Source organism: Rhodococcus sp. 06-462-5 (assembly GCF_002258315.1).
In the GTDB taxonomy this organism is placed as follows: Bacteria; Actinomycetota; Actinomycetes; order Mycobacteriales; family Mycobacteriaceae; genus Rhodococcoides.
Genome location: NZ_NOYD01000016.1, coordinates 1 through 26,496, shown reverse-complemented (window position 1 = coordinate 26,496; position 26,496 = coordinate 1). Strand labels below are relative to the sequence as shown.

Annotated in this window: 22 protein-coding genes and 1 pseudogene; 21 read left to right on the top strand and 2 right to left on the bottom strand. The window is 65.6% G+C overall.

Annotated elements, in window-relative coordinates:
• Positions 1-27 precede the first annotated feature (27 nt).
• From CH251_RS12010 to CH251_RS12000, 3 genes are all read left to right on the top strand, one after another.
• Entirely contained in the window at positions 28-759 is a 732-nt protein-coding gene (locus tag CH251_RS12010; RefSeq protein ID WP_094613458.1) for an enoyl-CoA hydratase, read from the top strand.
• On the top strand, positions 756-2,090 hold the full coding sequence (locus CH251_RS12005) for an ammonium transporter (protein ID WP_094613457.1): 1,335 nt from the start codon (positions 756-758) through the stop codon (positions 2,088-2,090). Before CH251_RS12010 ends, CH251_RS12005 begins: the two co-directional genes overlap by 4 nt.
• A 191-nt stretch (positions 2,091-2,281) precedes the next feature.
• Positions 2,282-2,956 carry a hypothetical protein gene (locus CH251_RS12000; RefSeq protein WP_094613456.1) on the top strand — a complete coding sequence of 225 codons (675 nt, stop codon included), beginning with the start codon at positions 2,282-2,284 and terminating at the stop codon, positions 2,954-2,956.
• 67 nt (positions 2,957-3,023) lie between these two features.
• Here CH251_RS12000 and CH251_RS11995 read toward each other — a convergent pair whose 3' ends face one another.
• Complete coding sequence (locus tag CH251_RS11995; protein ID WP_094613455.1) at positions 3,024-3,971, bottom strand: alpha/beta fold hydrolase; 948 nt, start codon at positions 3,969-3,971, stop codon at positions 3,024-3,026.
• Positions 3,972-4,167: 196 nt separating this feature from the next.
• Here CH251_RS11995 and shbA point away from each other — a divergent pair, with 196 nt between their 5' ends.
• From shbA to CH251_RS11975, 4 genes are all read left to right on the top strand, one after another.
• The gene (gene shbA, locus CH251_RS11990; RefSeq protein ID WP_094613454.1) at positions 4,168-4,749 is read left to right on the top strand and encodes an RNA polymerase sigma factor ShbA; all 582 of its coding nucleotides are present in this window, start codon (positions 4,168-4,170) and stop codon (positions 4,747-4,749) included.
• Between the two features lie 45 nt (positions 4,750-4,794).
• Entirely contained in the window at positions 4,795-5,784 is a 990-nt protein-coding gene (locus tag CH251_RS11985) for a hypothetical protein (protein ID WP_256979011.1), read from the top strand.
• On the top strand, positions 5,781-7,088 hold the full coding sequence (locus tag CH251_RS11980) for an isoprenylcysteine carboxylmethyltransferase family protein (protein WP_256979010.1): 1,308 nt from the start codon (positions 5,781-5,783) through the stop codon (positions 7,086-7,088). Before CH251_RS11985 ends, CH251_RS11980 begins: the two co-directional genes overlap by 4 nt.
• A gap of 62 nt (positions 7,089-7,150) precedes the next feature.
• Positions 7,151-8,797 carry a cytosine permease gene (locus CH251_RS11975; RefSeq protein ID WP_094613453.1) on the top strand — a complete coding sequence of 549 codons (1,647 nt, stop codon included), beginning with the start codon at positions 7,151-7,153 and terminating at the stop codon, positions 8,795-8,797.
• 70 nt (positions 8,798-8,867) lie between these two features.
• Here CH251_RS11975 and htpG read toward each other — a convergent pair whose 3' ends face one another.
• On the bottom strand, positions 8,868-10,793 hold the full coding sequence (gene htpG / locus CH251_RS11970) for a molecular chaperone HtpG (protein WP_094613452.1): 1,926 nt from the start codon (positions 10,791-10,793) through the stop codon (positions 8,868-8,870).
• 85 nt (positions 10,794-10,878) lie between these two features.
• Between htpG and CH251_RS11965 the strand changes: the two genes are divergently transcribed.
• From CH251_RS11965 to CH251_RS11900, 14 genes and pseudogenes are all read left to right on the top strand, one after another.
• A complete protein-coding gene (locus tag CH251_RS11965) occupies positions 10,879-12,003 on the top strand; it encodes an MBL fold metallo-hydrolase (RefSeq protein WP_373454945.1) in 1,125 nt (374 codons plus the stop codon).
• 24 nt (positions 12,004-12,027) lie between these two features.
• A complete protein-coding gene (locus tag CH251_RS11960) occupies positions 12,028-14,424 on the top strand; it encodes an HAD-IC family P-type ATPase (RefSeq protein WP_094613450.1) in 2,397 nt (798 codons plus the stop codon).
• Positions 14,425-14,466: 42 nt separating this feature from the next.
• The gene (locus tag CH251_RS11955) at positions 14,467-14,655 is read left to right on the top strand and encodes an antitoxin (protein WP_037191803.1); all 189 of its coding nucleotides are present in this window, start codon (positions 14,467-14,469) and stop codon (positions 14,653-14,655) included.
• Positions 14,656-14,733: 78 nt separating this feature from the next.
• Entirely contained in the window at positions 14,734-16,362 is a 1,629-nt protein-coding gene (locus CH251_RS11950; protein ID WP_094613471.1) for a Na+/H+ antiporter, read from the top strand.
• Positions 16,363-16,375: 13 nt separating this feature from the next.
• Positions 16,376-17,557 (top strand): lipase family protein, encoded by a 1,182-nt coding sequence (locus tag CH251_RS11945; RefSeq protein ID WP_094613449.1) that lies wholly within the window; start codon positions 16,376-16,378, stop codon positions 17,555-17,557.
• Complete coding sequence (locus CH251_RS11940) at positions 17,554-18,726, top strand: sensor histidine kinase (RefSeq protein ID WP_094613470.1); 1,173 nt, start codon at positions 17,554-17,556, stop codon at positions 18,724-18,726. The genes CH251_RS11945 and CH251_RS11940 overlap by 4 nt, the downstream gene beginning before the upstream one ends.
• The gene (locus tag CH251_RS11935) at positions 18,723-19,523 is read left to right on the top strand and encodes a LytTR family DNA-binding domain-containing protein (RefSeq protein WP_179273513.1); all 801 of its coding nucleotides are present in this window, start codon (positions 18,723-18,725) and stop codon (positions 19,521-19,523) included. Before CH251_RS11940 ends, CH251_RS11935 begins: the two co-directional genes overlap by 4 nt.
• 4 nt (positions 19,524-19,527) lie before the next feature.
• The gene (locus tag CH251_RS11930; protein ID WP_094613448.1) at positions 19,528-19,887 is read left to right on the top strand and encodes a hypothetical protein; all 360 of its coding nucleotides are present in this window, start codon (positions 19,528-19,530) and stop codon (positions 19,885-19,887) included.
• Between the two features lie 6 nt (positions 19,888-19,893).
• Positions 19,894-21,636: a cation acetate symporter gene (locus CH251_RS11925; RefSeq protein WP_094613447.1), complete on the top strand. Its 1,743-nt coding sequence runs from the start codon at positions 19,894-19,896 to the stop codon at positions 21,634-21,636.
• 294 nt (positions 21,637-21,930) lie between these two features.
• Positions 21,931-22,230 (top strand): DUF485 domain-containing protein, encoded by a 300-nt coding sequence (locus CH251_RS11920; protein ID WP_094613468.1) that lies wholly within the window; start codon positions 21,931-21,933, stop codon positions 22,228-22,230.
• Positions 22,227-23,861: a cation acetate symporter gene (locus CH251_RS11915; protein ID WP_094613446.1), complete on the top strand. Its 1,635-nt coding sequence runs from the start codon at positions 22,227-22,229 to the stop codon at positions 23,859-23,861. Before CH251_RS11920 ends, CH251_RS11915 begins: the two co-directional genes overlap by 4 nt.
• An 82-nt stretch (positions 23,862-23,943) precedes the next feature.
• A complete protein-coding gene (locus CH251_RS11910; protein ID WP_037191822.1) occupies positions 23,944-24,375 on the top strand; it encodes an SRPBCC family protein in 432 nt (143 codons plus the stop codon).
• 49 nt (positions 24,376-24,424) lie between these two features.
• Positions 24,425-26,056: a substrate-binding domain-containing protein gene (locus CH251_RS11905; RefSeq protein ID WP_094613445.1), complete on the top strand. Its 1,632-nt coding sequence runs from the start codon at positions 24,425-24,427 to the stop codon at positions 26,054-26,056.
• A 92-nt stretch (positions 26,057-26,148) separates the two neighbouring features.
• Positions 26,149-26,496 (top strand): annotated as a pseudogene (locus CH251_RS11900) (hypothetical protein); the annotation flags it as partial.

Genomic DNA, 26,496 nt, shown 5'->3' with positions numbered 1-26,496 from the left:
TCGTACTGGTGGGTAACCTCTGCTGTCGTGATCGGACTTTCTCGTGACGGCGACGTCGTCACCATCGAACTGCAGCGGCCGGATCGACGGAACGCGTTGAACTCCGAGCTGTGCCTTGCGGTGCGTCGCGGCGTCGAACAGGCCGAGCGTGACGGCGCGCGGGTCGTGGTCATCACCGGCCAGGGCACCAGCTTCTGCGCGGGCGCGGATCTGACCGGTGATGCGTTTCCCGAGCATTTCGGGCAGATCCTCGAGGAAATGCTGACGGCAATCGAGCGTGTCTCGATTCCGGTCGTGGCGGCGGTGAACGGCCCGGCAGTGGGGGCAGGCACCCAGTTGGCCATCGCCTGCGATCTGCGGGTCGTTGCGCCGGGCAGTTTCTTCGAGATTCCGTCTACGCGGCTCGGTATCGCGGTGAGCAACTGGACCATCCGGCGGCTGGCATCGCTCGCGGGCGGGGGAGTGGCACGCACGATTCTGCTGGGCGGGGAGCGGGTGCTTGCAGATCAGGCGTACACCTGCGGGCTGGCCAACAAGCTGGGCGACGTCGATGCGGCGACGCAGTGGGCGCAGTCGATCACCGCGCTCGCTCCGTTGGCGCTGAAACACCTCAAGCTCGTCTTCAACGACGATGGAGCACACGATGTTCCGACGCCCGAGCAGGCCACAGCGTTCGAGGCCGCGTGGAGCAGCGAGGACATGAAGGAAGCGCGCCGGGCACGTACCGAGAAGCGCACGCCGAAGTTCGTGGGCAGGTGATCAGCGGCGCGCCCGACGCGGGCGATACGGCGTGGTTGCTGGCCAGTACCGCGTTGGTGCTGCTGATGACCCCCGGCCTGGCGTTCTTCTACGGCGGCATGGTGCGCTCGAAGAGCGTGCTGAACATGATGATGATGAGTCTGTCGGCGATCGCGGTCGTATGGCTGCTGTGGTTGGCGTTCGGATTCTCGATGGTGTTCGGCGACAACGTGATCGGTGGGTGGATCGGAAACCCACTGCAGTACGCCGGTTTCGAGGGCCTGCTGGGCGGGGTGTACACCTCGGCCGGGGGAGCAGTGTCGATTCCGTTGGTGGGAACCGTTCCGGCGCTGGTGTTCGCAGCATTCCAAGCCGGATTCGCGATGGTGACGGTGGCGTTGATCTCCGGGGCCGTGGCAGACCGTATGCGCTTCGTCCCCTGGGTCCTGTTCGCGGCGCTGTGGTCCACCCTGGTCTATTTCCCGGTGGCGCACTGGGTGTTCTCGCTCGACGGGCTCACGAGTGAGTTCGGTGGGTGGATCACCAACAGGCTCGGTGCAATCGACTTCGCCGGCGGCACTGCGGTGGAGATCAACGCCGGAGTGGCAGGGCTCGTGCTCGCCCTCGTGGTCGGCAAACGTCGGGGCTGGCCGCGGGATCCCATGCGCCCGCACAACCTTCCGGCCGTCATGCTCGGAGCCGGGTTGTTGTGGTTCGGCTGGTTCGGGTTCAACGCGGGATCGTCACTCGCCGCCGACGGCGTCGCCGCAGTGGCTCTGGTGAACACGATGGGTGCCGGAGCGATGTCCATGGCGGCGTGGCTCGTGGTCGAGAAGCTGCGGGACGGGCATGCGACCTCCTTCGGCGCGGCCTCGGGCGTCGTGGCCGGATTGGTGGCCATCACACCCTCGTGCGCGGCGGTCACTCCTGTCGGTGCCGCAGCGATCGGCATCGCGTCGGGTGCGCTGTGTGCCCTGGCCATCGGCCTCAAATACCGCTTCGGGTACGACGATTCGCTCGACGTCGTCGGTGTGCACCTCGTGGGCGGCATCGTCGGCACGTTGATGATCGGACTCGTGGCCAGTGCGCAGATGCCGGCCGGCGTGGACGGTCTGTTCTACGGCGGCGGGCTGCATCAGCTGTGGGTGCAGGCGGTCGCGGTCGCGGCGGTGTTCGCCTACTGCGCCGTCGTCACCACCGCAATCGCGTTCGCGATCAAGGCGGTCATGGGAGTGCGCGCCGACGCGCAACACGAAGCCGACGGACTCGACGAGCACGAGCACGCCGAGTCCGCCTACGACTTCGGGGTGAGTCACGGCGGCAGCAACAAACCGGGTCTTTTCGGTAAGTAGGGACAACCCGCGCGAGTCGTTTACGAAAGGATTGGACTTCGAAAGTCGTTCTGTCCCTTTTGAGTCGATGCGTTTCATCGTTGTTCGGATCGACCCCGTTCGTTCACCTTCGGTTCGCCTGACCCGCGTGTTCCACCCATAGTTTTTCGCTGCTCGCATCGAGTGATGGACACGACGAAAGACTGAGGAACATGAAGCTGACTCGATTCGCGGCAACGTCCGCATTGGTCATTGCAGCGATGACGACCGCCATGGGCACCGCCTATGCGGATCCGGCACCGGCTCCCGCCGCTGCCGTCGGGTGGAACGTCACCCAGGCCGGCAACCAGGTCCTCGTCGACACGACGGCCGGCACCCTGAGCAACGAGGACAACCACCTCGTGGTCCGTGACGCGAATGGCGCACTGGTGGAATCGGTTCCGCTGGCCATTGCCGTGGACGGATTCTCGCACCCCGTCGCTGCCGTCATCGACGGAAACCACGCCACCCTGACCGCTGACGCGTCGCCCGCCGCCGCAACCCCGGTCTCCGCCACCCTCCCCGGCCTGCAGCAGGTCGACCTGCCCGCCGCAGTCTCCGGCGTCAAGGACAACATCAGCCTCTCCGCGTCGGTCGGCGGATTCCTCGGAGCCGCAACCGGTCTGGTCACCGGATGCTTCCTCGGAGCCATCGCTGCAGGCACCGTCTCCGCACCTGCCCTGCTGCTCTTCGGTGCCGCACCGGTCGCCGGATGCGTCGGCGGCGCACTGCTTCTCGGCTCGGGTGCGTCCCTTGCCGGTACCGCCATCGGTGGCCTCGGTGCCATCGCAGGTAACGCAGGTCAGTTCATCCAGCTCCTCAACGCTCCCCCCGCAGTCAAGAAGTAGCGTTCTCTTTCCACGTCATGCTGTGGCCCGCACCGGATTCCGGTGCGGGCCACAGTCGTCGACAGGTCTAGCGTGCCAGTGCGAGGTCTGCCACATGCGCGCGTCGGGCGGCCGTCACGAGTTCGACTACGGCCTCGGCCACCTCGTGTGCTCGTTCGAGAATCACCATGTGCCCGGCCTGCGCGACGCGTACGAGGCGGGTGTCGGGCAGATGGGCGGCAAGGGTTTCCGAGTGTCGCATCGGGGTCATCAGGTCGTCCGAGCCGCACAACACCAGGGTGGGAATCGAGGCGAGGGCGGCCAGGCCTGCCACCTCGTCGAGTGCGCAGAACGCCCCGAGGAACCCCGCCATCGTCACGATGGACGTCTCACCGAGCATCGCCGTCGCCAGCGTCACCACCCGGGGACTCACCTTGCGGGATCCGCATCCGGCCGTCCTCACTATCGGTGCACACACGCCGCGACTGAGTTTCTTGGCACCCGACATCAGCCGAGGGGCGCGTCGAACAGCGGCTCGAAATGCCGACACCGCGGGATGCGCGAGGCAACTGCCGAGTCCGTCGTCGGTGATCCCACCGGCCGACGTGGCGATCAGACCGACCCCGACCAGCCGTGAGCCGATCGCCTCGGGGTTCTGACGCGCGTAGGACAGCGCTGTCATTCCGCCCATCGAATGCCCGACGACGACGAACGGGCCGGACGGAATCACCGCGCGGATGACGTCGGCCAGGTCTTCTCCGAGTCGGTCCATGGTGCAGCTGTCCGGCGTGGCCGCGTTCGATTCACCGTGACCCCTGTGGTCGTACATCACGATCCGCACGTCGTCTCCCCAGCTGCGCTCCACTTGTCGACGCAGGTCGGTCCACGACTGCATGCGTAGACAGTGCCCGTGCACGAACACCACGGTCAGCGGCGCATCGGGATGGCCGAACTCACGCACTGCCAGCGCCGTTCCGTCGCCGGCCGCGACGGTACTGCGGCGACCGATCCGATGGGTCTGCTCGCTGGTGATCATGGGCGCTCCGTGGGTGGGGTGACACGTGCTGCGAGGACGGTGTTGTCCGGTACTTCGCTTCCACGACACGCCGTGTTACCTGAATCACATTTTCTTTCGATGTGGTAGCCGATCGGACCAAGCCGGGTGGGAATCGGCACCGAAGTACTGGTGAGCGTTCAGGAGAGGACGCGCGTTGCCAGTGAGGAGATCGGCCATGAGTGTCGGCATGGACAGGCTGGAGGACGTTGTACCTCGCGCCGTTGCGGGAGATCGACTCGCCCTCGAACAGGTGCTGGTGCTGATCCAGCCACCGGTTCGGCGCTACTGCGCCGCCCGGATCGGGAATCTCGACGTGGCCGCGGACGATGTGGTGCAGGACGTCTGCCTCGCGTTGGTCACCGCCATTCCCAAGTACCGCGACATGGGCAAGCCCTTCATGGCTTTCGTGTATGGGATCGCCGCTCACAAGCTTGCCGACGCCGGTCGTAAATCCGTTCTGCGACAGACGTTCTCCATCGACGAGATGCCCGAGGAGCAATCCACCGAAGCCGGGCCGGAGCAGCTCGCTCTCGGCGGCGAACTGCGCAGTCACGCGCAGGCTTTGATGGACACCCTGCCGACGAAATACCGCAAGATCATCCTGATGCGAGTGGTGTGGGGCCTGACGGCACCGCAAACCGGTGAAGCGCTCGGAATGACGGCCGGAGCCGTACGAGTGGCCCAGCATCGGGCGATGAACATGCTTCGCGCCGAACTGTCGAACTTCTCGCTGCTGGCAGCACCCGCAGTCGCCTGACTCATTCGGCGCGAGGCACCTGCGCCGATGTGATCGACTGTCACAATGACCGGTACAGGGGGACCCGAGCCAGAGTTCGTGCCAGAGCAGCGGCACCGACCGAACCGTCAGCAGTGGGTGTTGGCCGCCATCGTGCTGGCCTTCACCGCGGCCGTGATCGTTCGGAAAATTCTGCAGGAAACCGGCCAGGACCAGACTGCTGCGTTCTACATCGGAATTCCCGCCGTCCTCGCGATCGTCGTCGTGCTGTCCGCTCCGTGGGGGAAGGTGATCGGTACGACGGTCAAGGTGGTGACGGTGTGCCTGTTGCTGTCGATGATCGTGCTGGGTGAAGGCTTCATCTGCGTCATCTTCGCAGCACCCCTGTTCTACGGGGTGGCCATTCTCGTGGCGGCCGTAGTCGAATACGTGCGTAAGCAGGCCGGCGGTGGCACGCTGCAGGTCTCGGTTCTCCCGGTACTGCTGTTGGTCATGGCCTCCGAGGGCGTGCTGCCCGCTACCACCTTTCCGTCGGATTCGACGGTGTCGTCCACCCGCGTGTTCGACGCCTCCTCCGCCGACGTGGCTCGGGCCGTCGGCTCGCCGTTGCGGTTTCACGACGTCGAGCCGTCGGGCATCCTGTCCTGGGGCTTTCCGGCACCGATGCACGATCGTCTCGAAGGCGGGGAGGTCGAGGGCTCGCGTGTCGGTGACAGGCGCGTCATCGAATTCGCGGGCGCGCACCATCGCCCTGCGTTGCTGTCGACACATCACTGGGGCGAGCAGTCGTCGGAGCTGACGCTCGAGGTGGTCGAGCAGACCGCGACGTCGGTTCGGCTGCGCGCGGTCTCCGATACGACCCCGCTCGCGTCGTGGCTGACCTGGAAGACGATCGACATCGACTGGGCCGATCGGGGTGACGGTCGTACCGCGGTGACGTGGACGTTGAACTTCGATCGCGAACTCGCGCCCGCCTGGTACTTCGGTCCCATCGAGAGCATGGTGGCCGAGCGGGCCGCCGGCTATCTGCTGGATTCGCTCGACCTGCAGGCGTGAGCGCAGCGATGCAGACCGGTCTCGACATCGCGGTACTGCGAGCGGCGGTGTTGATGGTGCCACTGATATCGGTTGCGGCGCTGTGGATTGCCGTGGTCGACAAGCGCGTACGCGGTGCCGCGGTGTTGGGGTTGCTGTGGAGTGCGGTGAGTCTGCTGCCGATCAATGCGCTGGCGGTTCGGCTCGACTGGTGGAGTTTCGGAACCGAGGGTCTCGCGTGGTCCGAGGTGCCGATCGACGTGATTCTCGGCTGGGCACTGTTGTGGGGAGCTGTGCCGATTCTGTTGTCCCGCTGGGTGAATCCGCTGCCGATCCTCGCGGTTCTTGTCACCGCCGACGTTCTGGTGATGGGCAGTCTCGAGCCCCTGGTGGTCCTGAAGCCGTCGTGGTGGTGGGGCGAAGTGCTCGCCCTTCTCGTATGTCTGCTTCCGGCAACGGCTCTCGGCATGCTGACGGCATCTGGGCGAGCGCTGCGGGTTCGGGTGCTGCTGCAGATGGTGCTGTTCGCGGCGTTGCTGCTCTTCGTGATTCCCTCCGCGGCCTTCGAGGCGACCGGGCAGACGTGGGCGGCTGTTCTCGCCGACATCGGAGGGCCACTGGATTCGGTGACGATCCAGCTGATCGCACTGCTCGGCATCGTCGCCCTGCGCGCCGTGTGGGATTTCGCCGTCATCGGCGGCGGTACTCCCTTTCCGTGGGACCCACCCAGCAGGCTCGTGGTCTCGGGTCCCTATGCATACGTGGCGAATCCGATGCAGTTGTGCGCCGTGCTGATTCTGGCATCGGCGGCTCTGCTGATCGGCGAACTCGTTCTGCTCCTGGCTGCGCTGACGGGCGTCGCCTTCAGCAGCGGACTCGCTGCCTGGAACGAAAAGGGCCATCTGGACGACCGATTCGGACCAGCGTGGCGCGAGTACCGATCGACCGTGCGTGACTGGATCCCACGATGGAACCCGACCGCGGATCGCGCGTCGGGCACGCTGTTTGCGTCGGTCACCTGCGATCCGTGCAGTGCTGTCGGACCGTGGTTCGAGCGAAGGTCGTCGGCTGGACTGGTCGTCGCGGCCGCGGAGAATCACCCGAGCGAGTTGCGCCGCATTCGATACGAGAGCGCCGACGGCCGCGTCGTCGCCGACGGCACCCGCGCCGTCGGGTGCGCACTCGAGCATCTGAATCTGGGCTGGGCGATGGTGGGTTGGGTGATGCGGGCTCCGGTGCTGGCGAGCCTCATCGCGCTGGTGACCGACGCGTGCGGCGGAGCGCCTCGGTCGATTCCGGGGCGCATGTCCGAATCGCCGGATTGAGTAACAGTAGCTACATCCGCGCAAGACACCCCGGCAACGTGGCGGTTCTACGTTGTTGACCCATGACCGCCGTACAACCAGCGCCGACAGACACCGCGCTCAAAGAGACGCTCGAGGACTACACGCTGCGCTTCGCGCCGCGTAGCTACCGTAAATGGGGAACCGGTGTTGTCGCGACGTCCGCGCTCGGCGGAATCGCGTATCTCGCGGACTTCGCCATCGGTGCCAACATCGGAATCTCGTACGGAACCGGCAACGCACTCTGGGGCATCCTGGTGTTCGCGGTCGTGATCTTCCTGACCGGACTTCCGCTCGCCTACTACGCTGCCCGCTACAACATCGACCTCGACCTGATCACTCGCGGAAGCGGATTCGGCTACTACGGATCAGTGGTCACCAACGTCATCTTCGCGACGTTCACGTTCATCTTCTTCGCGCTCGAAGGTTCGATCATGGCGCAGGGGCTCGAACTGGGGCTCGGAATTCCTTTGCCCATCGGGTACGCGGTATCCACGATCATGGTGATCCCATTGGTCATCTACGGCATGAAAGCCCTTGCCAAGCTTCAGGTCTGGACCACTCCGCTGTGGCTGGTGCTGATGGTGCTGCCGTTCGTCTACCTGGTGATCAGCAATCCCGATTCGGTCGGGGAGTTCTTCGCCTACGGCGGTCAGGACGGTGCCGACGGCAAAGGCGTCAACATCGGATCGGTGATGCTCGCGGCAGGCGTGTGTCTGTCGTTGATCGCGCAGATCGCCGAGCAGATCGACTACCTGCGGTTCATGCCGCCCAAGACTCCCGAGAACTCCCGACGCTGGTGGACGGCAGTGCTTCTCGCGGGTCCTGGCTGGGTCATCTTCGGCGCGCTCAAGCAGGTCGTCGGCCTGTTCCTCGCCGTGTACCTCATTGCCAACGTCGTCGACGGTTCGACCATCGCCAACGAGCCGGTGCACCAGTTCCTCGAGATCTACGAGAACTTCATGCCGGGCTGGCTGGCGATGACCCTCGCGGTGATCCTGGTGGTCATCAGCCAGATCAAGATCAACGTCACCAACGCCTACTCCGGGTCGCTGGCGTGGACCAACTCCTACACCCGCCTCACCAAGACGTACCCGGGCCGCATGGTGTTCGTGCTGTTCAACCTTGCCATCGCACTGATCCTGATGGAAGCCAACATGTTCGACTTCCTCAACAGCATCCTCGGCTTCTACGCCAATTGCGGTATCGCGTGGATTGCCGTGGTGGCGTCGGACATCGTGTTCAACAAGTACATTCTGGGGCTCTCGCCCAAGGTGCCCGAGTTCCGACGCGGCATGCTCTACAACATCAATCCGGTCGGCTTCGGATCGATGGCAGCATCGGCGATCCTGTCGATTCTCGTCTTCTTCGGCGCATTCGGATCTGCGATCAAGCCCTACTCACCGATCGTGGCTCTTGTACTCGCACTTGTTCTTCCGCCCATCCTGGCGGTGGCGACCAAGGGTAAGTACTACCTGCGACGCACCGATGACGGTATCGATCTGCCGATGTTCGACGAGCACGGCAACCCGTCCGACGCGCTCGTGATGTGCCACGTCAGCGGCATGGAATTCGAGCGACCCGACATGATCGCATCCAACGTGCCGGGGCCGAACGGGGAGAAGCAGTACATCAGTTCACTGTCGCTGAGCACCGACAAGACGGGGGAGCACATCCTGCCTCCGCAGTGAGTGCGGCTGCGCCGCAGTGGTGTGGTTGTGCGCCGCCCAGGGCACATAACCACACCACTGCCGCAGGCACTCAGATGGTGCGCGTCAACCGATCCGCCAGCAATCGGGAGAACTTCGCAGGGTCCTTGAGCTCGGTTCCCTCGGCGAGAAGTGCCGTCGCGTACAGCAATTCGGCGGTCTCGGCGAGGTGCGGATCGTCGCTGCGATCCTCGCGGGCCTTCTTCAATCCCGTCACCAGATCGTGGGTCGGGTTGAGTTCGAGAATGCGCTTCGAGGTCGGCACGAACTGCCCCGACGCCTTGTACATCTTCTCGAGCTGCGGGGAGAAGCTGAACTCGTCGCCGACGACGCAGGCCGGTGACGTCGTCAGACGCGTCGACAGGCGCACCTCCTTGACGTCCTCACCGAGTGTCTCGGTGAGCCAGGTGAGCAGGTCCGCGAACTCTTTGTCCTGCTCCTCGCGCTTGGCCTCGGACTCCTTCTTCTCCTCTTCGGTGTCGAGGTCCACCTCGCCCTTGGCGATGGACTGGAACGACTTTCCGTCGAAGTCGGTGACGTTGCCGACCCACACCTCGTCGACCGAATCGGTGAGCAGCAGCACCTCGAGCCCGCGAGCCTTGAAGGCCTCCATGTGCGGGGAGCTCTCGATCTGCTGACGGGATTCGCCCGTCATGTAGTAGATCTGCTGCTGGCCGTCCTTCATCCGGTCCACGTACTCGGCGAGGGTGGTCACGCCCTCCTCGGAGTTGGTGGACGCGAACGACGCGATGCCCAGCAGGGTTTCGCGGTTGTCGCTGTCGGAGATCAGGCCCTCCTTGAGGACCGTTCCGAACTGCGACCACAGCGTCTTGTACTTGTCGGGCTGCTCGCTCTGCAGCTCCTTGACCGTGGAGAGCACCTTCTTGGTGAGGCGACGACGGATCGCGCGGATCTGCCGGTCCTGCTGCAGGATTTCGCGAGAGACGTTGAGCGAGAGGTCCGCTGCGTCGACGACACCCTTGACGAACCGCAGGTACTCGGGCAGCAGTTCCTGCGAGTCGTCCATGATGAACACGCGCTTGACGTACAGGTGCACGCCCGCCTTGCTCTCGCGCATGAACAGGTCGAACGGTGCCTGCGACGGAATGAACAGCAGCGCTTGGTATTCGAACGTGCCCTCGGCCTTGAACGGGATGACCTCGAGCGGCTCGTCCCAGGCGTGGCTGACGTGCTTGTAGAACTCCTTGTACTCCTCCTCGGACACCTCGTCCTTGGAGCGGGTCCACAGCGCCTTCTGCGAGTTGATCGTTTCGGTCTCGATCGTGACGGTGTCCTCGCCGCCTTCCTCTTCGCTCTTGACGCGCTTCTCGACGTCGATGCGAATGGGCCAGGCGATGAAGTCGGAGTACTTCTTGACCAGTTCCTTGATCTTGCGCTCGGACGCGTAGTCGTGGAGGTGGTCCTCCTCGTCGGCGGGCTTGAGTGCCAGCGTCACCGAGGAGCCCTGCGGGGCGTCGTCGACGTCGGTGATCTCGTAGGTGCCCTCGCCGGTGGACTCCCACTTCGTCGCCGTGCTCTCGCCGGCCTTGCGGGTGAGCAGCGTGACCTTCTCGGCCACCATGAACGTGGAGTAGAAGCCGATGCCGAACTGGCCGATCAGCTCCTCCGAGGCAGCCGCGTCCTTGGCTTCCTTGAGCTTCTTGCGTACCTCGGCGGTGCCGGACTTGGCGAGCGTGCCGATGAGGTCGATGACCTCGGCGCGGGACATGCCGATGCCGTTGTCGCGGATGGTGAGGGTGCGGGCCGCGGAGTCGATGTCGATCTCGATGTGCAGATCCGAGACGTCGACGTCCAGGTCCTTGTTGCGGTACGACTCCAGGCGCAGCTTGTCCAGCGCGTCCGAGGAGTTGGAGATCAGTTCACGGAGAAAGCTGTCCTTGTTGGAGTAGATGGAGTGCACCATCAGATCCAGGAGCTGACGCGTCTCCGCCTGGAATTCGAGCTGTTCGGTACTCAATGTCTCCCCTTCTAGCAGCAAAACCGACGCGAATATTCTAGGGCAAGGCTACGGGTGAGCTGCGAAGACGTCGGCGCCGCCTACTCTGGGGGCCGTGACGAAGACGAAGTTCGTACTGGGAGCAGCCGCAGCACTGAGCGGTGCATGGTTGGCACGCGCGACGTGGGGTCTGCCGTCGGCGATCGGTGCCAGACGCGTACACATCAGTCCCTATGCGGCCGGGTCGCCGCGATACCGCGATCGCCGGTTCCACAACTCCGATCCGAGTTCGAGTTACGTGCCGGGTCGCGGCGAGAAGGACCAGAAGAACATGTTCGTCTCGCTCGTCACCGAGCGCGGCAAGGGCAGGCCCCAGCGCCCGATTCCGCTGGCCCCGCCGATCGCTCCGGTGGACGCGGGCGAGATGGCGGTCACCTGGTACGGCCACTCGAGTGTGCTCATCGAGGTCGACGGCTATCGCGTTCTTGCCGACCCGGTGTGGAGCAATCGCGTCTCCCCGTCCTCGGTGGTGGGGCCGGCGCGACTGCATCCGACTCCGGTCGAGCTGGTCGACCTGCCGCGGGTCGACGCCATCGTGATCTCCCACGATCACTACGACCACCTCGACAAGGCGACGGTGCAGAAGCTGGCGAGCACGCAGTCGGCACCGTTCGTCGTGCCGCTGGGAATCGGTGCTCACCTACGCAAGTGGCGGGTGCCCGAGGCGCGCATCATCGAACTGGACTGGGACGAGCAGACGAACATCGGTGGCCTCACCGTCACGTGCACAGAAGCTCGACATTTCTCCGGCCGCGGTCTGACCCGGGACTCGACGCAGTGGGCGTCCTGGGCCTTCGCCGGTCCGGTTCGTCGCGTGTTCTTCGGCGGCGACACCGGCTACACCCCGAAGTTCGCCGAGATCGGCCGCAACTACGGCCCCTTCGACCTGACATTGCTGCCCGTCGGGGCCTACGACGTGCGGTGGCCGGACATCCACATGAATCCCGAGGAAGCGGTCACCGCGCACATCGACCTGACGGCGTCGGGCATCTTCGTGCCGATTCACTGGGCCACGTTCAACCTTGCCTTCCACCCCTGGTCCGAGCCCATCGTGCGACTGCACGCTGCCGCGCAGGACGTCGGAGTTCAGGTGGCGGTACCGATGCCGGGACAACGAATAGACGGCACGCGAACGCTGCACGACGATCGTTGGTGGGCTCGGCTGGGCTGACCGGACCGGGTTTAAGCTGCACGCATGTCTATCGACGCCGATGCGCAGCGTGACACCGGGCTGACCGAGGCGGACGTCGCCAGGCTCAGGGCCGAGGGAAAGTCGAACGACGTTCCGGCCCGAGCTTCTCGGTCGGTTCGCGACATCGTCCGCGGCAACGTGTTCACTCGAATCAATGCGATTCTCGGTGTGCTGTTGATCATCGTGCTCTCGACGGGTTCGGTGATCGACGGCATGTTCGGGCTGTTGATCGTCGCGAACAGCGGCATCGGAATCGTGCAGGAAATTCGCGCCAAGCGCACCTTGGATCGGCTGGCCATCGTCGGGCAGAACAAGCCCCAGGTGCGACGCGACGGCGTCTCGAAGCAGATCCCGCCGGACGAGGTCGTACTCGGCGATATCGTCGAACTGGGTCCCGGTGATCAGATCGTCGTCGACGGTGAGGTGATCGAGACCGAGAGCCTCGAGATCGACGAGTCGTTGCTCACCGGCGAGGCCGACACGGTGCACAAACTTCAGGCGGCGCAGGTGCTTTCGGGAAGTTTCGTCGTGTCGGGCAGTGGTGCGTACCGCGCGACGAAGGTGGGGCGCGACGCCTATGCAGCCAAGCTCGCCGAGGAGGCCAGCAAGTTCACTCTGGTCAAGTCCGAACTGCGCAGCGGTATCGACAAGATCCTCAAATTCATCACCTACCTGATGATTCCGGCCGGTGCGCTGATCATCTACAACCAATTGTTCTCCAGCGGACAGGCTTTGGGGCCTGCCCTCAACGGCATGGTCGCCGCGCTCGTCCCGATGGTGCCCGAAGGTCTGGTGCTGATGACGTCGATCGCGTTCGCGGTGGGCGTGGTCCGGCTCGGTCAACGGCAGTGCCTGGTGCAGGAGCTGCCTGCGATCGAAGGCCTCGCCCGCGTCGACGTGGTGTGTGCGGACAAGACCGGCACCCTCACCGAGAACGGCATGCGGCTGTCCGAGTTGGTGCTGATCGACAGCCGCGATTCCGATTCGGTCACACAGGCTCTCGCGTCTCTGGCCCACGACGATCCGCGGCCGAACGCGAGTGTGCAGGCGGTCGGTGAGGCGTATCCGGACGCGCCCGGGTGGACTCAGACGGCGGTTGCCCCGTTCTCCTCGGCCAAGAAGTGGAGTGGACTGTCCTACGGCGAGCACGGAAACTGGCTGCTCGGTGCCCCGGACGTACTGCTCGACTCCGGCTCCGAGACGGCTCGACGGGCCGAATCCGCAGGTTCGAAAGGCCTGCGGGTGTTGCTTCTCGCCAGCTCCGACGCTGCCGTCGACGACGCGAACGCGCCCGGTGTCGTCGCCCCGCGTGCCCTGGTGATTCTCGAGCAGAAGGTGCGCGAGGATGCCCGAGACACGCTGGAGTACTTCGCGAGCCAGTACGTCGAGGTCAAGGTCATCTCCGGCGACAATGCCGTCTCGGTCGGCGCGGTCGCCGGTTCACTCGGCCTGCCCGGCGGCGACGCCCCGATCGATGCGCGTGATCTTCCCGAGGACTCCGAGAAGCTGGCCGACACTCTGGCACACTCCACCACTTTCGGCCGCGTCAGGCCCGATCAGAAGCGAGCGATGCTGGGCGCGTTGCAATCTCGCGGCCACACGGTCGCGATGACCGGCGACGGCGTCAACGACGTGCTCGCGCTCAAGGACGCCGACATCGGCGTTTCGATGGGTTCGGGAAGCGCCGCTACGCGAGCCGTCGCGCAGATCGTGCTGTTGGACAACAAGTTCGCCACGTTGCCCTACGTCGTAGGGGAGGGGCGACGCGTCATCGGCAACATCGAACGTGTCTCCAATCTGTTCCTCACCAAGACGGTGTACTCGGTACTGCTGGCGTTCCTCATCGGGCTCTCGGGCGTGCTGTCGCAGATCTTCCACTTCGAGCCGATTCCGTATCCGTTCCTTCCGCGGCACGTGACGATCGCTGCCTGGTTCACCATCGGTATCCCGGCCTTCGTGCTCTCGCTCGCGCCGAACAACGAGCGGGCGCGCAGTGGATTCGTCTCGCGGGTGATGCGGCTGGCCGTGCCGTCCGGTTTGATCGTCGGCTCGTGCACGTTCATCTCGTACCTGCTGGTCTATGCAGGCCCGAACGCGACCGAGACCCAGGTGACGCAGGCCAGTACCACCGCGCTGATCACCCTGATCATGATTGCGCTGTGGGTGTTGGCCGTCGTCGCGCGGCCCTACAACTGGTGGAAGATCCTGCTGCTCGGTGGGTCGGTCGGTGGCTACCTGTTGCTGTTCGCAATCCCGTTCTGCCGCACCTTCTTCAAGCTCGACCCCTCCAACGTCGGAGCCACCACCAGCGCCTTGATCATCGGCGGTATCGGCATTGCGCTCGTCGAGGTCGCCCATCGATTCGGATCGGCACTACGCAACAGGCAGAACAAAACGTAGGCTTTCGGGTGTTCCGTTGCACCCGACCGGCAGGAGAGTTTCATGGGCTTCGCAGACAATTTGAAGGGCATGGTCGACAAGGGCAAGGATCTTGCGGCCGAGAATTCGGACAAGATCGACGACGTCGTGGAGAAGGCGGGGGACTTCATCGACAACAAGACCGGCGGCAAGTACGCCGACAAGGTCGACAAGGTTCAGGACGCTGTCAAGAAGGCGATTCCGGACAAGTAGGACCTTCCGGTCTCCTCCTATCGGTGATCGTGTCCGTCGGTCGTGCCCCAGGGTGCGGCTGACGGCACAATCGTCGGGGTGGACGGACCGATTCTTCTTCTCGTAGTCATCTTCGCGATCGCGGTCGCTGGTTTCGCCAGGCGCGTCGATCTGCAGGTTCCGCTCGTCCTGGTCACCGTCGGATCCATCGCCTCGTTCGTTCCCGGAGTGCCGCACGTCAGTCTCTCGCCCGAGCTGATCCTCGGCGTGGTGCTTCCGCCGCTGTTGTACTCCGCCGCGCTGGATTTCTCGTTCGTCACCTTTCGGCGCAATCTCGGCCAGATACTCCGGCTCGGATTGGTCATGGTGATCGTGACGACGTTCGTGGTCGGCTGGTTCGCGAACCTGTTGATCCCGGAACTGACGCTGGGTGCGGCTCTGGTGCTCGGTGCCGTCGTCGCCCCGCCCGACGCGGTGTCCGCGGTCTCTGTCGGCCGCAAGCTCGGCCTGCCTGCTCGGATGATGGCCATCCTCACCGGCGAGTCTCTGGTGAACGACGCGGCCGCGTTGACCCTGTTCACCCTGGCCGTCGCCTCGGTGACGGGCAGTCGGATCGAACTCGGTTCACCGGTGCTGTTCTTCCTCTACGAGATCGCGGGCGGCGTGCTCGTGGGGCTGGTCCTGGCGCGCATCGTGCGGTTCGTCCGCAATCGCATCGCGGACTCGGCGCTGGAAACCGTGCTCGGTCTGGTGCTGCCGTTCACCGCGTATCTGGCGGCCGAGGAGGTGCATGCCTCCGGTGTGCTCGCCGTCGTCACCGCGGGTTTCGTGCTGGGCCGCGTCACCGCCGACGTGTCGGTCTCCACTCGGGTGCAGGAACGGCAGGTGTGGCCGACGCTGGATCTTCTGCTCGAAGCATTCGTGTTCGCCTACATGGGTTTACAGCTGAAATTCGTCATCGAGGAAGTCCAGCGTGAAGGGCTGCCGGTGCACCACGTGTTCGCCTATGCGGTGCTGGTCCTGGTGGTGGTGATGGCCGTCCGCCCAGCGTGGATATTCGTCAACTCCGGGCGAAACATGCTGCTTCGCAAGCTGTTCCGGCGATCATCGCCGGCCGAGACCGGTCTCACGTGGCAGCAGAACCTGGTGCTCTCCTGGGCGGGCATGCGTGGGGTGGTCACGCTCGCTGCGGCGGCCGGTGTACCGCTGACCACGGTGCTCGGCGACGAATTCCCCGGGCGCGCGGTGATTCAGGCCGTGGCCTTCGTCGTCGCCGTCGGTACGTTGCTGCTGCAGGGCCTGACGCTTCCGCTGTTGATCCGACGGCTCGACGTGGCCGATCCACTCGAGCAGCAGCGCAACGACAATCAGCGGCTGCTGTCGCAGGCCATCGCCCGGACGGCGGCAGAGGACTACCTCCAGCGCGCGGCGAAGGAGGGAATTGCGGGAGTGGACAGCGAGCGCGTCGACGAGGTGATCGAGCGAGTCCGACGCTCGGTGCGCGCTCGTTTGGATGCCGACGAGACCGAGGATCGCGAGAAGCGGATCGCGGCGGCCGGGGCGTTGTTCGATTCGCTGCGGCACAACGTCCTGGTCGCGCAGCGGGCGGCGCTCATCGCGGCTCGCGACTCGGGGGAGTTGGAGGACGAAGCCCTGCGGGCAGTGTTGAATGGTCTGGACGTGGAGGAAATTGCGGCGGAGGCTCGCATCGCACGACGTACACCGTAGGAGCGCAGAGACAGTGAGGTCGACCGGACCGGTGGTCGCCGCGGCACTGGTGTTCGCCCTTGCCTCGTGCAGCACTCCCACCGCCGAATCCGTCGAACCCGCCCCCACTGTTGTCGCGGCACCCGAAGGCCTCGAACGCGGTGAGATCGTGTCGTCGATGCTGCTGGGGCAGGTCGACATCGGTGTCGCCTACCTCGGCGGAACCGCCACCAAAATCGTCTACCGCACCACCGACGGAGTCACCGGGGGCGGGACCGAGGCATCGGGAACGGTGTTCGTGCCCAAGGGTTCTGCTCCGCCCGGTGGCTGGCCGATCGTCTCCGTCGGGCACGGCACCACCGGTGTCACCGACGAGTGCGCACCCTCGCTCTATCCGAACCTGTTGGGCACCATCGGATTGGTGACGCCGTTCCTCGAACGCGGCACCGTGGTCGTGGTGACGGACTACCAGGGGCTCGGAACGCCGGGAGATCCCGCGTACCTCGACCGGGACGCCGCAGCGTACGACGTGATCGACGCGGTGCGCGCGGCCCGCAACGTGGTTCCCGACGTCGGCACCAGGTGGGGTGCAGTGGGCACCTCCCAAGGCGGACAAGCGGTCTGGGCGGCGGCCGAGCGCAGTGGCGACTACGGCGACGGTCTGCAACTGGTCGGTGCCGCGGCACTGTCGCCCGCGGCCGATCTGACGCGGTTCTTCGCGCCCGAGACCGAGCAGACCGTGCCGCGTCAGCTGCTGGTGCCGTATCTCTACGAGGGTCTGCACGCCGCAGATCCGAGTGCCGAACGCGCGGACTACATCCGCGGCACGTTCGCCGACAACGTGACCGCGCTGACCGCCTGCAGTGACCTGCTCGGCTTCTCCAAGGCCGACGCCGGAGCCGTTCTCGATCCGGCCGACGCCTTCCCGGACTCCGCGGATGCATCGGATCGGATGACGCAGTGGCTCGAATCGGTTGCGGTACCGACGTCTCGCACCGAGGTACCGCTCCTGGTCCTGGTCGGCGAACGCGACGATCTCATCGATCCCCAATGGACCCGGGACGCGGTGGCCGAGGCCTGCGCACTGGGCGACGACGTCGAGCTTCGCTCCGAACCGGAGCAGGGCCATGCCGAACTGGCCGCCAACGGCATCGGAGTCGACTGGCTCGTCGAACGCTTCCTGAACGTGCCCACCTCGACGACGTGCGCGCGATGACCGCGGCACTGGCGTCGTTGGCGGTGATCGTGGCCGTGATCGTCTCGGTCATCGCCGTGATCAGTCTGCGCGGTCGACGAGACCTCACCACACCGGCCGAGCGAGCCGTCCACGCCACCCTGCACACCGCGTCGTTGGCCGCCAAGCCGTTGCGTGACGGTCTCGACACTCGCTCGGCTGCCGCGGCCGCGCCGCACCTGCGGGTACTGACCGGTGCGGACGCACTGGGAATCTGCGATCCCGACGGTTCGCTGCTGGCCTGGGACGGCCCGTGGGACGAGCTGACACCGGCCTTCGTCGAGGCGGCGAAGCGGGCGGTGGACGGGCAGCGGCGCGTCCTGGTGCGTCTGCCGCTCGGTTCGATCCACGAGGTCAGAGCGCTGGTGGTGCAGCCGTTGGTCGTCGACGAGTCTCCTGTGGTCGGGGTGTTGGGGGCAGCCGTCGTCGCCGAGCCCGGACCGGGCATGCTCGGGGCCATCGCTGAGGTCGCGCGCTACGCGTGCGGTCAGATCGAGCTCGCCGAACTCGACGCGTCCCGGGCGCGGTTGGACCGCGCCGAGGTGCGGGCACTGCGCGCACAGATCAGCCCACACTTCATCTACAACGCGCTCGGCACCATCGCGTCGTTCGTGCGCACCGACCCGGATCGAGCGCGGGAGCTGGTGCTCGAGTTCGCCGACTTCACCCGATACTCGTTCCGCAACGCAGGCGAGTTCACGGTGCTCGCGGACGAGCTACGCAACATCGATCGGTACCTGACGCTCGAACGGGCCCGCTTCGGTGATTCCCTGCAGGTCACGTTGCAGGTGGCGCCCGAGGTGTTGAGCGTCGCGCTGCCGTTTCTGGCGCTGCAGCCGCTCGTCGAGAACGCCGTCCGGCACGGCCTGTCCGGCAAGGCCGACGGCGGCCGCGTGACGATCATCGCCGCCGACGAGGGCACCGACGCAGTGATCAGTATCGAGGACGACGGGGTGGGGATGGATCCCGATGTGCTGCGTTCGGGAAGCCTGCACACCGAGGACGCGGCCCATGTCGGATTGGCGAACGTGGACGATCGGCTGCGGGCAGCCTTCGGAAACGACTACGGTCTCGTAGTGGACACCGCACCGGGCGCAGGCACCAAAGTGAGCCTGCGCGTGCCCAAATTCAGGCCGGGTGTGCGGGCATGACGCAGGCTGCCAACATGGCCCCCGGCCGTGGGTTGATCGTGCTCGCCGTCGACGACGAGCGCCCGGCACTGGACGAACTCGCCTTTCTGCTGCGCCAGCAGGACACCGTCGCCGAGGTGTTCACCGCGCAGGACGCCACCACCGCACTACGGCAGCTCCAACAGACCTCCGCGCAGCCGGTGGATGCAGTGTTCCTCGACATCAACATGCCCGGACTCGACGGCCTGGAACTGGCCGGCATCCTGTCGGCATTCGCGCGGCCACCCGCCGTCGTGTTCGTCACCGCCCACGACGACCGGGCACTGGCCGCCTTCGATCTCGGTGCCGTCGACTACCTGCTCAAGCCCTTGCGAGAGGACCGGCTCACCGAGGCACTGCGCCGGGTGCTGCTCGCGCGCCGCCGACCCGCGGAGTCCGCCGACACCTCGGCCGACGAGGTCATCCCCGTCGAACTCGGCGGAACCACCACCTTGGTGCACCGGTCGTCGGTCGCGTGGGTCGAGGCCGACGGCGACTATGCGAGATTGCACACCTCCAACGGCTCGCACCTGGTGCGCATACCGATCTCGACCCTCGAAAGCCGCTGGGCGGACGCCGGATTCCTCCGCGTGCACCGCTCGTACCTGGTCTCGCTGCGGTTGGTCACGGGGATCCGCAGCGTCGGTTCGGGTCTGGTGGTATGCCTGCGGGCCAGTGGAAACCTCGCTGCCTGCGAACTTCCGGTGAGCCGACGGCACGCCAGAGAACTCAAGGACAGACTGGTCCGCGGTCCGCTGCAATCGTGGTCGTCCAGGTGACGGGATGAGTCAGCCACACCGGCAGCGGGTGGTGCTCTCGCAACGTCGCGGTGCGCGGATGGTGCGCACCCGTGTCGAAGTGCAGGAGCAAACCGAGGTCGGCGACGCCCTGGTCCGTAGCCTGGTACGCGCGCAGCTGTTGCTGTCGGTGCGCCTGGCGGTGATGACGCTGTCGATTCTGTTCGCAATTCCGTTGCTGGGCATGCTCCTCGCCCGTTTCACCGACGTCGCGCCGTTCGGCATCGGGCTGCCGTGGTTGGTGTTGGGGGTGGCGATCTATCCGTTGCTGTTCGCTGTCGGCTGGGCGTACGTGCGCCGGGCCGAACGCAACGAGACCGAGTTCGTCGGCCTGGTCGAGGACTAGGCGCACGTGAACGGATCGATTCCGATCGCGACGGTGATCGCGCTGTTGGTGGCCGCCGTCGCCACGGTGGGCATCGGCATCTACGGAGTTCGGCTGGCCCGCACCACCTCCGACTTCCTGGTGGCCTCGCGTACCGTCGGGCCACGCTGGAATGCCGCCGCCATCAGCGGCGAATACCTCTCGGCCGCATCGTTTCTCGGGGTCGCGGGGCTCATCGCGAAGTACGGAGCCGATGCGCTGTGGTATCCGGTCGGCTTCACCGCGGGCTATCTGGGTCTGCTGCTGTTCGTCGCGGCACCGCTGCGCAGGAGCGGCGCGTACACGGTGCCCGATTTCGTCGAATTCCGGCTCGGTGCACCATGGTTGCGAACCGTGGCGATGCTGGTGGTGGTGGTCATCTGCGCGCTGTATCTGGTGCCGCAGTTCCAGGGTGCCGGCCTGACCCTGAACATTCTGCTCGGAGTGCCCGGCTGGGTCGGTGCCCTGGCGGTGGGGCTGATCGTGATCGCGAACGTCGTCGGCGGTGGCATGCGCTCGATCACCTTCGTCCAGGCGTTCCAGTACTGGCTCAAGCTCACCGCGATCGCCATCCCGGCACTGGTGCTGGCCGTGCACTTCTTCGCCGACGACCGCAGCGTCGGCAGCCCGGCCCCACCGACGGTGACCGAGCAGACCGTCGTCGACATCACCACCGACGTTCTCGTACAGGTGGATTCGCCGATCGTGGTCGCCGTGACGGGAACCCTCGACGACGAGAGCGTCGACGGGCGAGTCCTGCTGGACGCAGGCGAACACCGGCTGGGCTCGGGCACGTCGTTGACGCTCGACGCCGGATCGCCCGTTCCCGTCGTCGCGGGAGCGCCGACCACCGACCGGGCGTGGGCGATGCCGGGCGGGGGACTGGGCGGCGCGCACCCGCTGTATCAGGTGTACTCGCTGATTCTGGCCACGTTCCTCGGAACCCTCGGCCTGCCGCACGTGCTGGTGCGCTTCTACACCAACCCGGACGGCCGAGCGGCGCGGCTGACCTCGCTCACCGTCCTGGCGTTGCTCGGCATGTTCTACCTGTTCCCGACGGTGCTCGGCGTCTTCGCCCGGCTGTACGTTCCGCAACTGCTGATCACCGGAGCATCCGACGCAGCGGTCCTGCTGCTGCCCGGCTCGGTGCTCTCCGGAATACCGGGACAACTGCTCGCCGCACTCGTGGCCGCCGGTGCCATCGCTGCGTTCCTGTCGACGTCGTCGGGACTGCTGGTCAGCATCGCAGGGGTGCTCAGTACCGACGTCCTCTCGGGCAAGGTCCGAGACTTCCGCGTCGCCGCGATCCTCGCCGGAGCCGTGCCGTTGGCGCTGTCGATCGGCGTTGTCTCACTCGACCTCTCGCGCACCGTCGGGCTCGTCTTCGCCGTCGCCGCGTCCACCCTGTGCCCACTGCTCGTGCTGGGTATCTGGTGGCGCGGACTCACCGCGGCCGGAGCGGCAACCGGACTGCTCCTCGGCGGCGGCATCTCACTCGTCGCCGCGTCGATCTCCGTCGTGACCCCCATCTCCGACGGCGTCCTCGGCGGCTGGGCGGCAGCGATCCTCGGCTACCCCGCCGCCGTCAGCGTCCCCGTCGCCTTCGCCTCGATGATCGCCGTCAGCCTCGCCACCCGAAAGACCGTCCCGTCGGACATCTCCCGCATCTTCGCGCGACTGCACCTCCCCGAGGGCCTCGACATGGGCAAAGACCGAGAACGCGAACTGTAACTGCGTCTTCGGGTCGTTCCGCAGGCTCCACTCCCTCTTTGGGTCGTTCCGCAGGCTCCACTCCCTCGTGGGGTCATTCCGCAGGCTCCACTCCCGGCCGCCACCGCTCGACTGCCATTCGCGACCGCTCGTCGCACACTCCCGCAGCCCATCGTGTGATCGACACCACCTCCTGATTTTGTGACCTGACTCTCATTAATGTTCCGAGTCAGCTAAAGCTCACATCAACTTCAGGAGTCCAAGGTGACCGCACCGGAAACCAATTCGCCACCGGACGCGCAAGCGTTCGTCGACATGCAGGCCAGTCCCGAGTTCCAGGAACTCAGGCGTCGCCTGCGTAGCTTCGTGTTCCCGATGGCCGGGTTCTTCCTGGTCTGGTACGTCGTCTACGTGCTGCTGAGCACCTACGCCGTGGACTTCATGTCCACCAAGGTGTGGGGCAACATCAACGTCGGTCTGCTGCTCGGCCTCGGCCAGTTCGTCACGACATTCGCCATCACCGGCATCTACGTGAAGTTCGCCAACCGTGAACTCGATCCTCGAGCCGCAGCCCTGCGCGCCGAGATGGAAGCCTCCCAGGGAGCCAAGTCGTGAACGTATTAGCCCAGGCCACCGACACCACAGTCGGTGAACCCCTCGTCAACATCGCGATCTTCGGTGCGTTCGTCCTCGTGACGATGTTCGTCGTCATCCGCGCATCCAAGAAGAATGCGACCTCCGCGGATTTCTTCACCGCAGGTGGCGGCTTCTCCGGACCGCAGAACGGCGTCGCCATCGCCGGTGACTACCTCTCGGCGGCCAGCTTTCTCGGTATCGCCGGTGCCATCGCCGTCTACGGCTACGACGGCTTCCTGTACTCCATCGGCTTCCTCGTCGCCTGGCTCGTCGCGTTGCTCCTCGTCGCCGAATTGCTCAGGAACACCGGCAAGTTCACCATGGCGGACGTGCTGAGCTTCCGGCTCAAGCAGGGCCCGGTTCGCACCGCGGCCGCACTGTCCACACTGACGGTCTCGCTGTTCTACCTGCTGGCGCAGATGGCCGGTGCCGGCGGACTCGTCGCACTGCTGCTCGACATCTCCGACCGCACCGGACAGTCCATCGTCATCGCCATCGTCGGCGTGCTGATGATCGCGTACGTACTCATCGGCGGCATGAAGGGCACCACCTGGGTGCAGATCATCAAGGCCGTTCTGCTCATCACCGGCGCAGCGTTCATGACCGTCCTCGTTCTCGCCAAGTTCGGCATGAACTTCTCCGAACTGCTCGGCAGCGCTCAGACCATGGTGGCCGGATCGGCCAACGAGGCCGTGGCGGCCCGTGACGTCATCGAGCCCGGTGCCCAGTACGGCGGCAGTGCCACCTCGAAGATCAATTTCCTCTCGCTCGGTCTCGCACTCGTCCTCGGTACCGCGGGTCTGCCGCACGTGCTGATGCGCTTCTACACCGTGCCCACCGCCAAGGAAGCTCGCCGCAGCGTCGTGTGGGCCATCGCGCTCATCGGTGCGTTCTACCTGTTCACCCTCGTCCTCGGCTACGGAGCCGCAGCGATCGTCGGACCCGACCGCATCCTGGCCTCGGCCGGTGGTCAGAACTCCGCTGCTCCGCTGTTGGCCTTCGAACTCGGCGGCGTGATTCTGCTCGGCATCATCTCGGCGGTCGCCTTCGCGACCATCCTCGCCGTGGTCGCCGGACTGACGATCACCGCCTCGGCGTCGTTCGCCCACGACATCTACGGCAGCGTCATCAAGAAGGGCAAGGTCGACGACAAGAAGCAGGTCAAGGTCTCCCGCATCACCGCCGTCGTCATCGGTGTGCTCGCCATCGGCCTCGGCATCCTCGCCAACGGTCAGAACATCGCGTTCCTGGTGGCACTCGCCTTCGCCGTCGCTGCAGCCGCGAACCTGCCGACCATCCTGTACTCGCTGTTCTGGCGTCGCTTCACCACCACCGGCGCACTGTTCAGCATGTACGGCGGCCTGATCTCGACCATCGTGCTGATCGTCTTCTCCCCGGCCGTTTCCGGATCGCCGACGTCGATGGTCCCCGGCTCGGACTTCGCCTGGTTCCCGCTCTCCAACCCCGGCATCGTGTCGATCCCGTTGGCATTCGTCCTCGGCATCGTCGGAACACTGATCTCGAAGGACACCGAGAGCACCGACAAGCAGGCCGAGATGGAGGTTCGCTCCCTCACCGGTATCGGTGCGGAGAAGGCCAGCGCTCACTAGTCGAACGCAGGTTCCATCGAAGATGTCCGTGTGAGGAAGGCCTCACACGGACATTTTTCGTTCAGCGGTTACCATCCCTGCTGTGGCCAAGCTGAAGGTTTCCCTCGACGTCCCCCTGACCCCCGAGCAGACGTGGGCGCATGCGTCCGACCTGTCCGGATACGAGCAGTGGCTCTCCATCCACGAAGCATGGCGCGGTGAGCTGCCCGAGCAGCTGGCCGTCGGCACCACCCTGGACTCCATCGCCAGCGTGAAGGGAATGCGCAACCGGGTGTCCTGGAAGATCGAGTCCTACGATCCGCCCAAGAAGCTCGAGCTCAAGGGCAACGGCAAGGGCGGGGTCAAGATCGGCCTGAACATGTCCGTGAAATCCAAGGGTGACGGTTCCGAGATCACCATCGACATCAACCTCGGCGGTGCGCCGCTGTTCGGTCCCATCGGCTCCGGTGTCGCGCGCGCTCTCAAGGGCGATATCGAGAACTCGCTGAAGACGTTCGTCAAGATCTACGCCTGACGGGGCAGGAGTGGAGCCTGTGGAACGACCGATGAAGTAGGAGCGCGCTATGCCCGGTAAACACAGTGCCCCGTCGTCCGGCTCGAGCAGCCGCGGAATCGCCAAGTACGGCGTCGTCGCCGTCGTTCTGTTGCTCGTTGTCGGCGGTGGAGTCTTCGTGGCACTGAAGGCCTTCGGGTCCACCTGTGGCGACACTCAGTCCTACTCGCTGGCTGCGGATCCGGCGATCGCACCGGTGCTGCAGAAGATCGTCGACAACACCCCCGCCGAGGACCTGGGTTGTGCCGGTGTCGAGGTCACCGCCACCGAATCGGGTCAGGTCTCGGCCGCGGTGGCCAAGGGCGACGATGTTCCCTCGCTCTGGATTCCCGATTCGTCGCTGTGGGTCGGCAAGACCGTGCGGTCCACGGCGTCGTTGATCGACCTCGCGAGTCAGTCGGTGGCCGCAACCCCGGCCGTGCTCGCGGCCCGCAAGGACGAGGTGCCGTTCTTCGACACCTGGCTCACTGCCTTGAAGCTCGAAGGTCTGCGCATCGGTAATCCGTTGGCCAACACCACGTCCGACGCGGCCATCCTGGGCGCGGTGGCCGAGGCCGGATCGGACGAGAAGATGCTCGACGCGGTCTCGGCGGCGCTCGTCCCCATCGCTCAGGCTCAGGCCGCCACGCGCGGCGAGGCCGATCCGACGGTCAGGCTCGACGACCTGGTCGCCGACGGAGGAGTCGCGGTGGTCTCCGAGCAGGCCTTCCTGGACTACCAGCAGGACAAGAACGTCGAACTCGGCGCGACGGCTCCGCCGACCGGTGCCTTCTTCCTGAACTTTCCGCTGGCGGTGACCGAACCCGCGGGCGATCGACACGAGACCGCGAAGTCCGTCGGGACGGCACTGGCCACGGCCATCGAATCCGACCAGGGGCAGCAGGCTCTGTCCGACGCAGGGTTCCGCTCCGCAGACATGGCCCCGCTCGATTCCGATCGGGGGATCGGGAACGTCACGCCGCTGACGATTGCCGACCAACAGGCCGCCGAGTCGACGCTGCGGCAGTACCAGGTCTTGGCGCTCCCGTCGCGGGCGTTGGTGATGGAGGATGTCTCCGGATCGATGAACTACAGCGCCGGGGCGAATTCGCGTATCGCCATGACGGTGCAGGCCAGTGAGACCGGAAATCGGCTGTTCCCCGACAACGCGTCGATGGGGTTGTGGGCGTTCTCGATCGGACTCGGCGGTGGCGATCAGGACTACCGTGAGCTCGCACCGATCCGGCGAATGGACGAGCAGGTCGGCAACACCACTCAGCGTGAGGTGCTGTTGCAGCAAACCCGAACGCTGCCGTCCCTGGTCGGAGGTGGTACCGGGTTGTACGACACCACGTTGGCCGCGTTCCGCACCGTGCAGCAGGGCTACGACCCCGATGCCGTGAACAGCGTCATCATCCTCACCGACGGCACCAACGAGGATCCCGACAGCATCTCGCTCGACGAGCTGCTGTCGACTCTGCGAGCCGAGCAGGACCCGTCCAAGCCGGTCGTCATCGTCACCATCGGCATCACCGACGATGCGGATGCCGGTGTGCTGCAACAGATTTCGGCCGCCACAGGCGGTACGAGTTTTGTCGCACGAAATCCGGCCGAGATCCCCAACGTGTTCGTCAATGCGCTCAGAAGCCGCTCCGGTCGCTGAGGAGGCTACTATGCTGTGCGTCGCGTCACTTCTGAGTGTGCGTGCGGTTGCATTCGTGAGTGCAGCTGGGGGCCGAGCAGGGGGTTGCATCGATGTCGGGACGTCACAGCGGTAGTCCGCGCCGGTTCGGTTCGGCCGCGACCTGGTCGGTGCTCGCGCTGGTGGCAGTTGTCGTCGTGGTCGGCAGTTGGTTCGGAGTGCAGGCCGTGCGCGCGTCCGGTGCGGACTCCTGCGATTCCCTCGACACGGTCTCGCTGGCGGTGGACACTTCCATCGCCGAGCCGGTGCAGCAGATCGTCGCCCAGGCAGGCGACGTCGAGCGCGGCTGCGTGAACTTCGAGGTCCGCCCCGAACGCCCCACCGACACGGCGACCGAGATCGCGGGCACCCGAAATCGCCCGGACCTGTGGATCCCGGACTCGACGCTGTGGCTGCTCAAG

Coding starts and splice junctions, on each gene's coding strand:
- CH251_RS12000 (WP_094613456.1), top strand. CDS start 2,282: ATGAAGCTGACTCGATTCGCGGCAACGTCCGCATTGGTCATTGCAGCG.
- CH251_RS11995 (WP_094613455.1), bottom strand. CDS start 3,971: ATGATCACCAGCGAGCAGACCCATCGGATCGGTCGCCGCAGTACCGTC.
- shbA (WP_094613454.1), top strand. CDS start 4,168: ATGAGTGTCGGCATGGACAGGCTGGAGGACGTTGTACCTCGCGCCGTT.
- CH251_RS11985 (WP_256979011.1), top strand. CDS start 4,795: ATGACCGGTACAGGGGGACCCGAGCCAGAGTTCGTGCCAGAGCAGCGG.
- CH251_RS11975 (WP_094613453.1), top strand. CDS start 7,151: ATGACCGCCGTACAACCAGCGCCGACAGACACCGCGCTCAAAGAGACG.
- CH251_RS11960 (WP_094613450.1), top strand. CDS start 12,028: ATGTCTATCGACGCCGATGCGCAGCGTGACACCGGGCTGACCGAGGCG.
- CH251_RS11955 (WP_037191803.1), top strand. CDS start 14,467: ATGGGCTTCGCAGACAATTTGAAGGGCATGGTCGACAAGGGCAAGGAT.
- CH251_RS11940 (WP_094613470.1), top strand. CDS start 17,554: ATGACCGCGGCACTGGCGTCGTTGGCGGTGATCGTGGCCGTGATCGTC.
- CH251_RS11935 (WP_179273513.1), top strand. CDS start 18,723: ATGACGCAGGCTGCCAACATGGCCCCCGGCCGTGGGTTGATCGTGCTC.
- CH251_RS11930 (WP_094613448.1), top strand. CDS start 19,528: ATGAGTCAGCCACACCGGCAGCGGGTGGTGCTCTCGCAACGTCGCGGT.
- CH251_RS11920 (WP_094613468.1), top strand. CDS start 21,931: ATGCAGGCCAGTCCCGAGTTCCAGGAACTCAGGCGTCGCCTGCGTAGC.
- CH251_RS11905 (WP_094613445.1), top strand. CDS start 24,425: ATGCCCGGTAAACACAGTGCCCCGTCGTCCGGCTCGAGCAGCCGCGGA.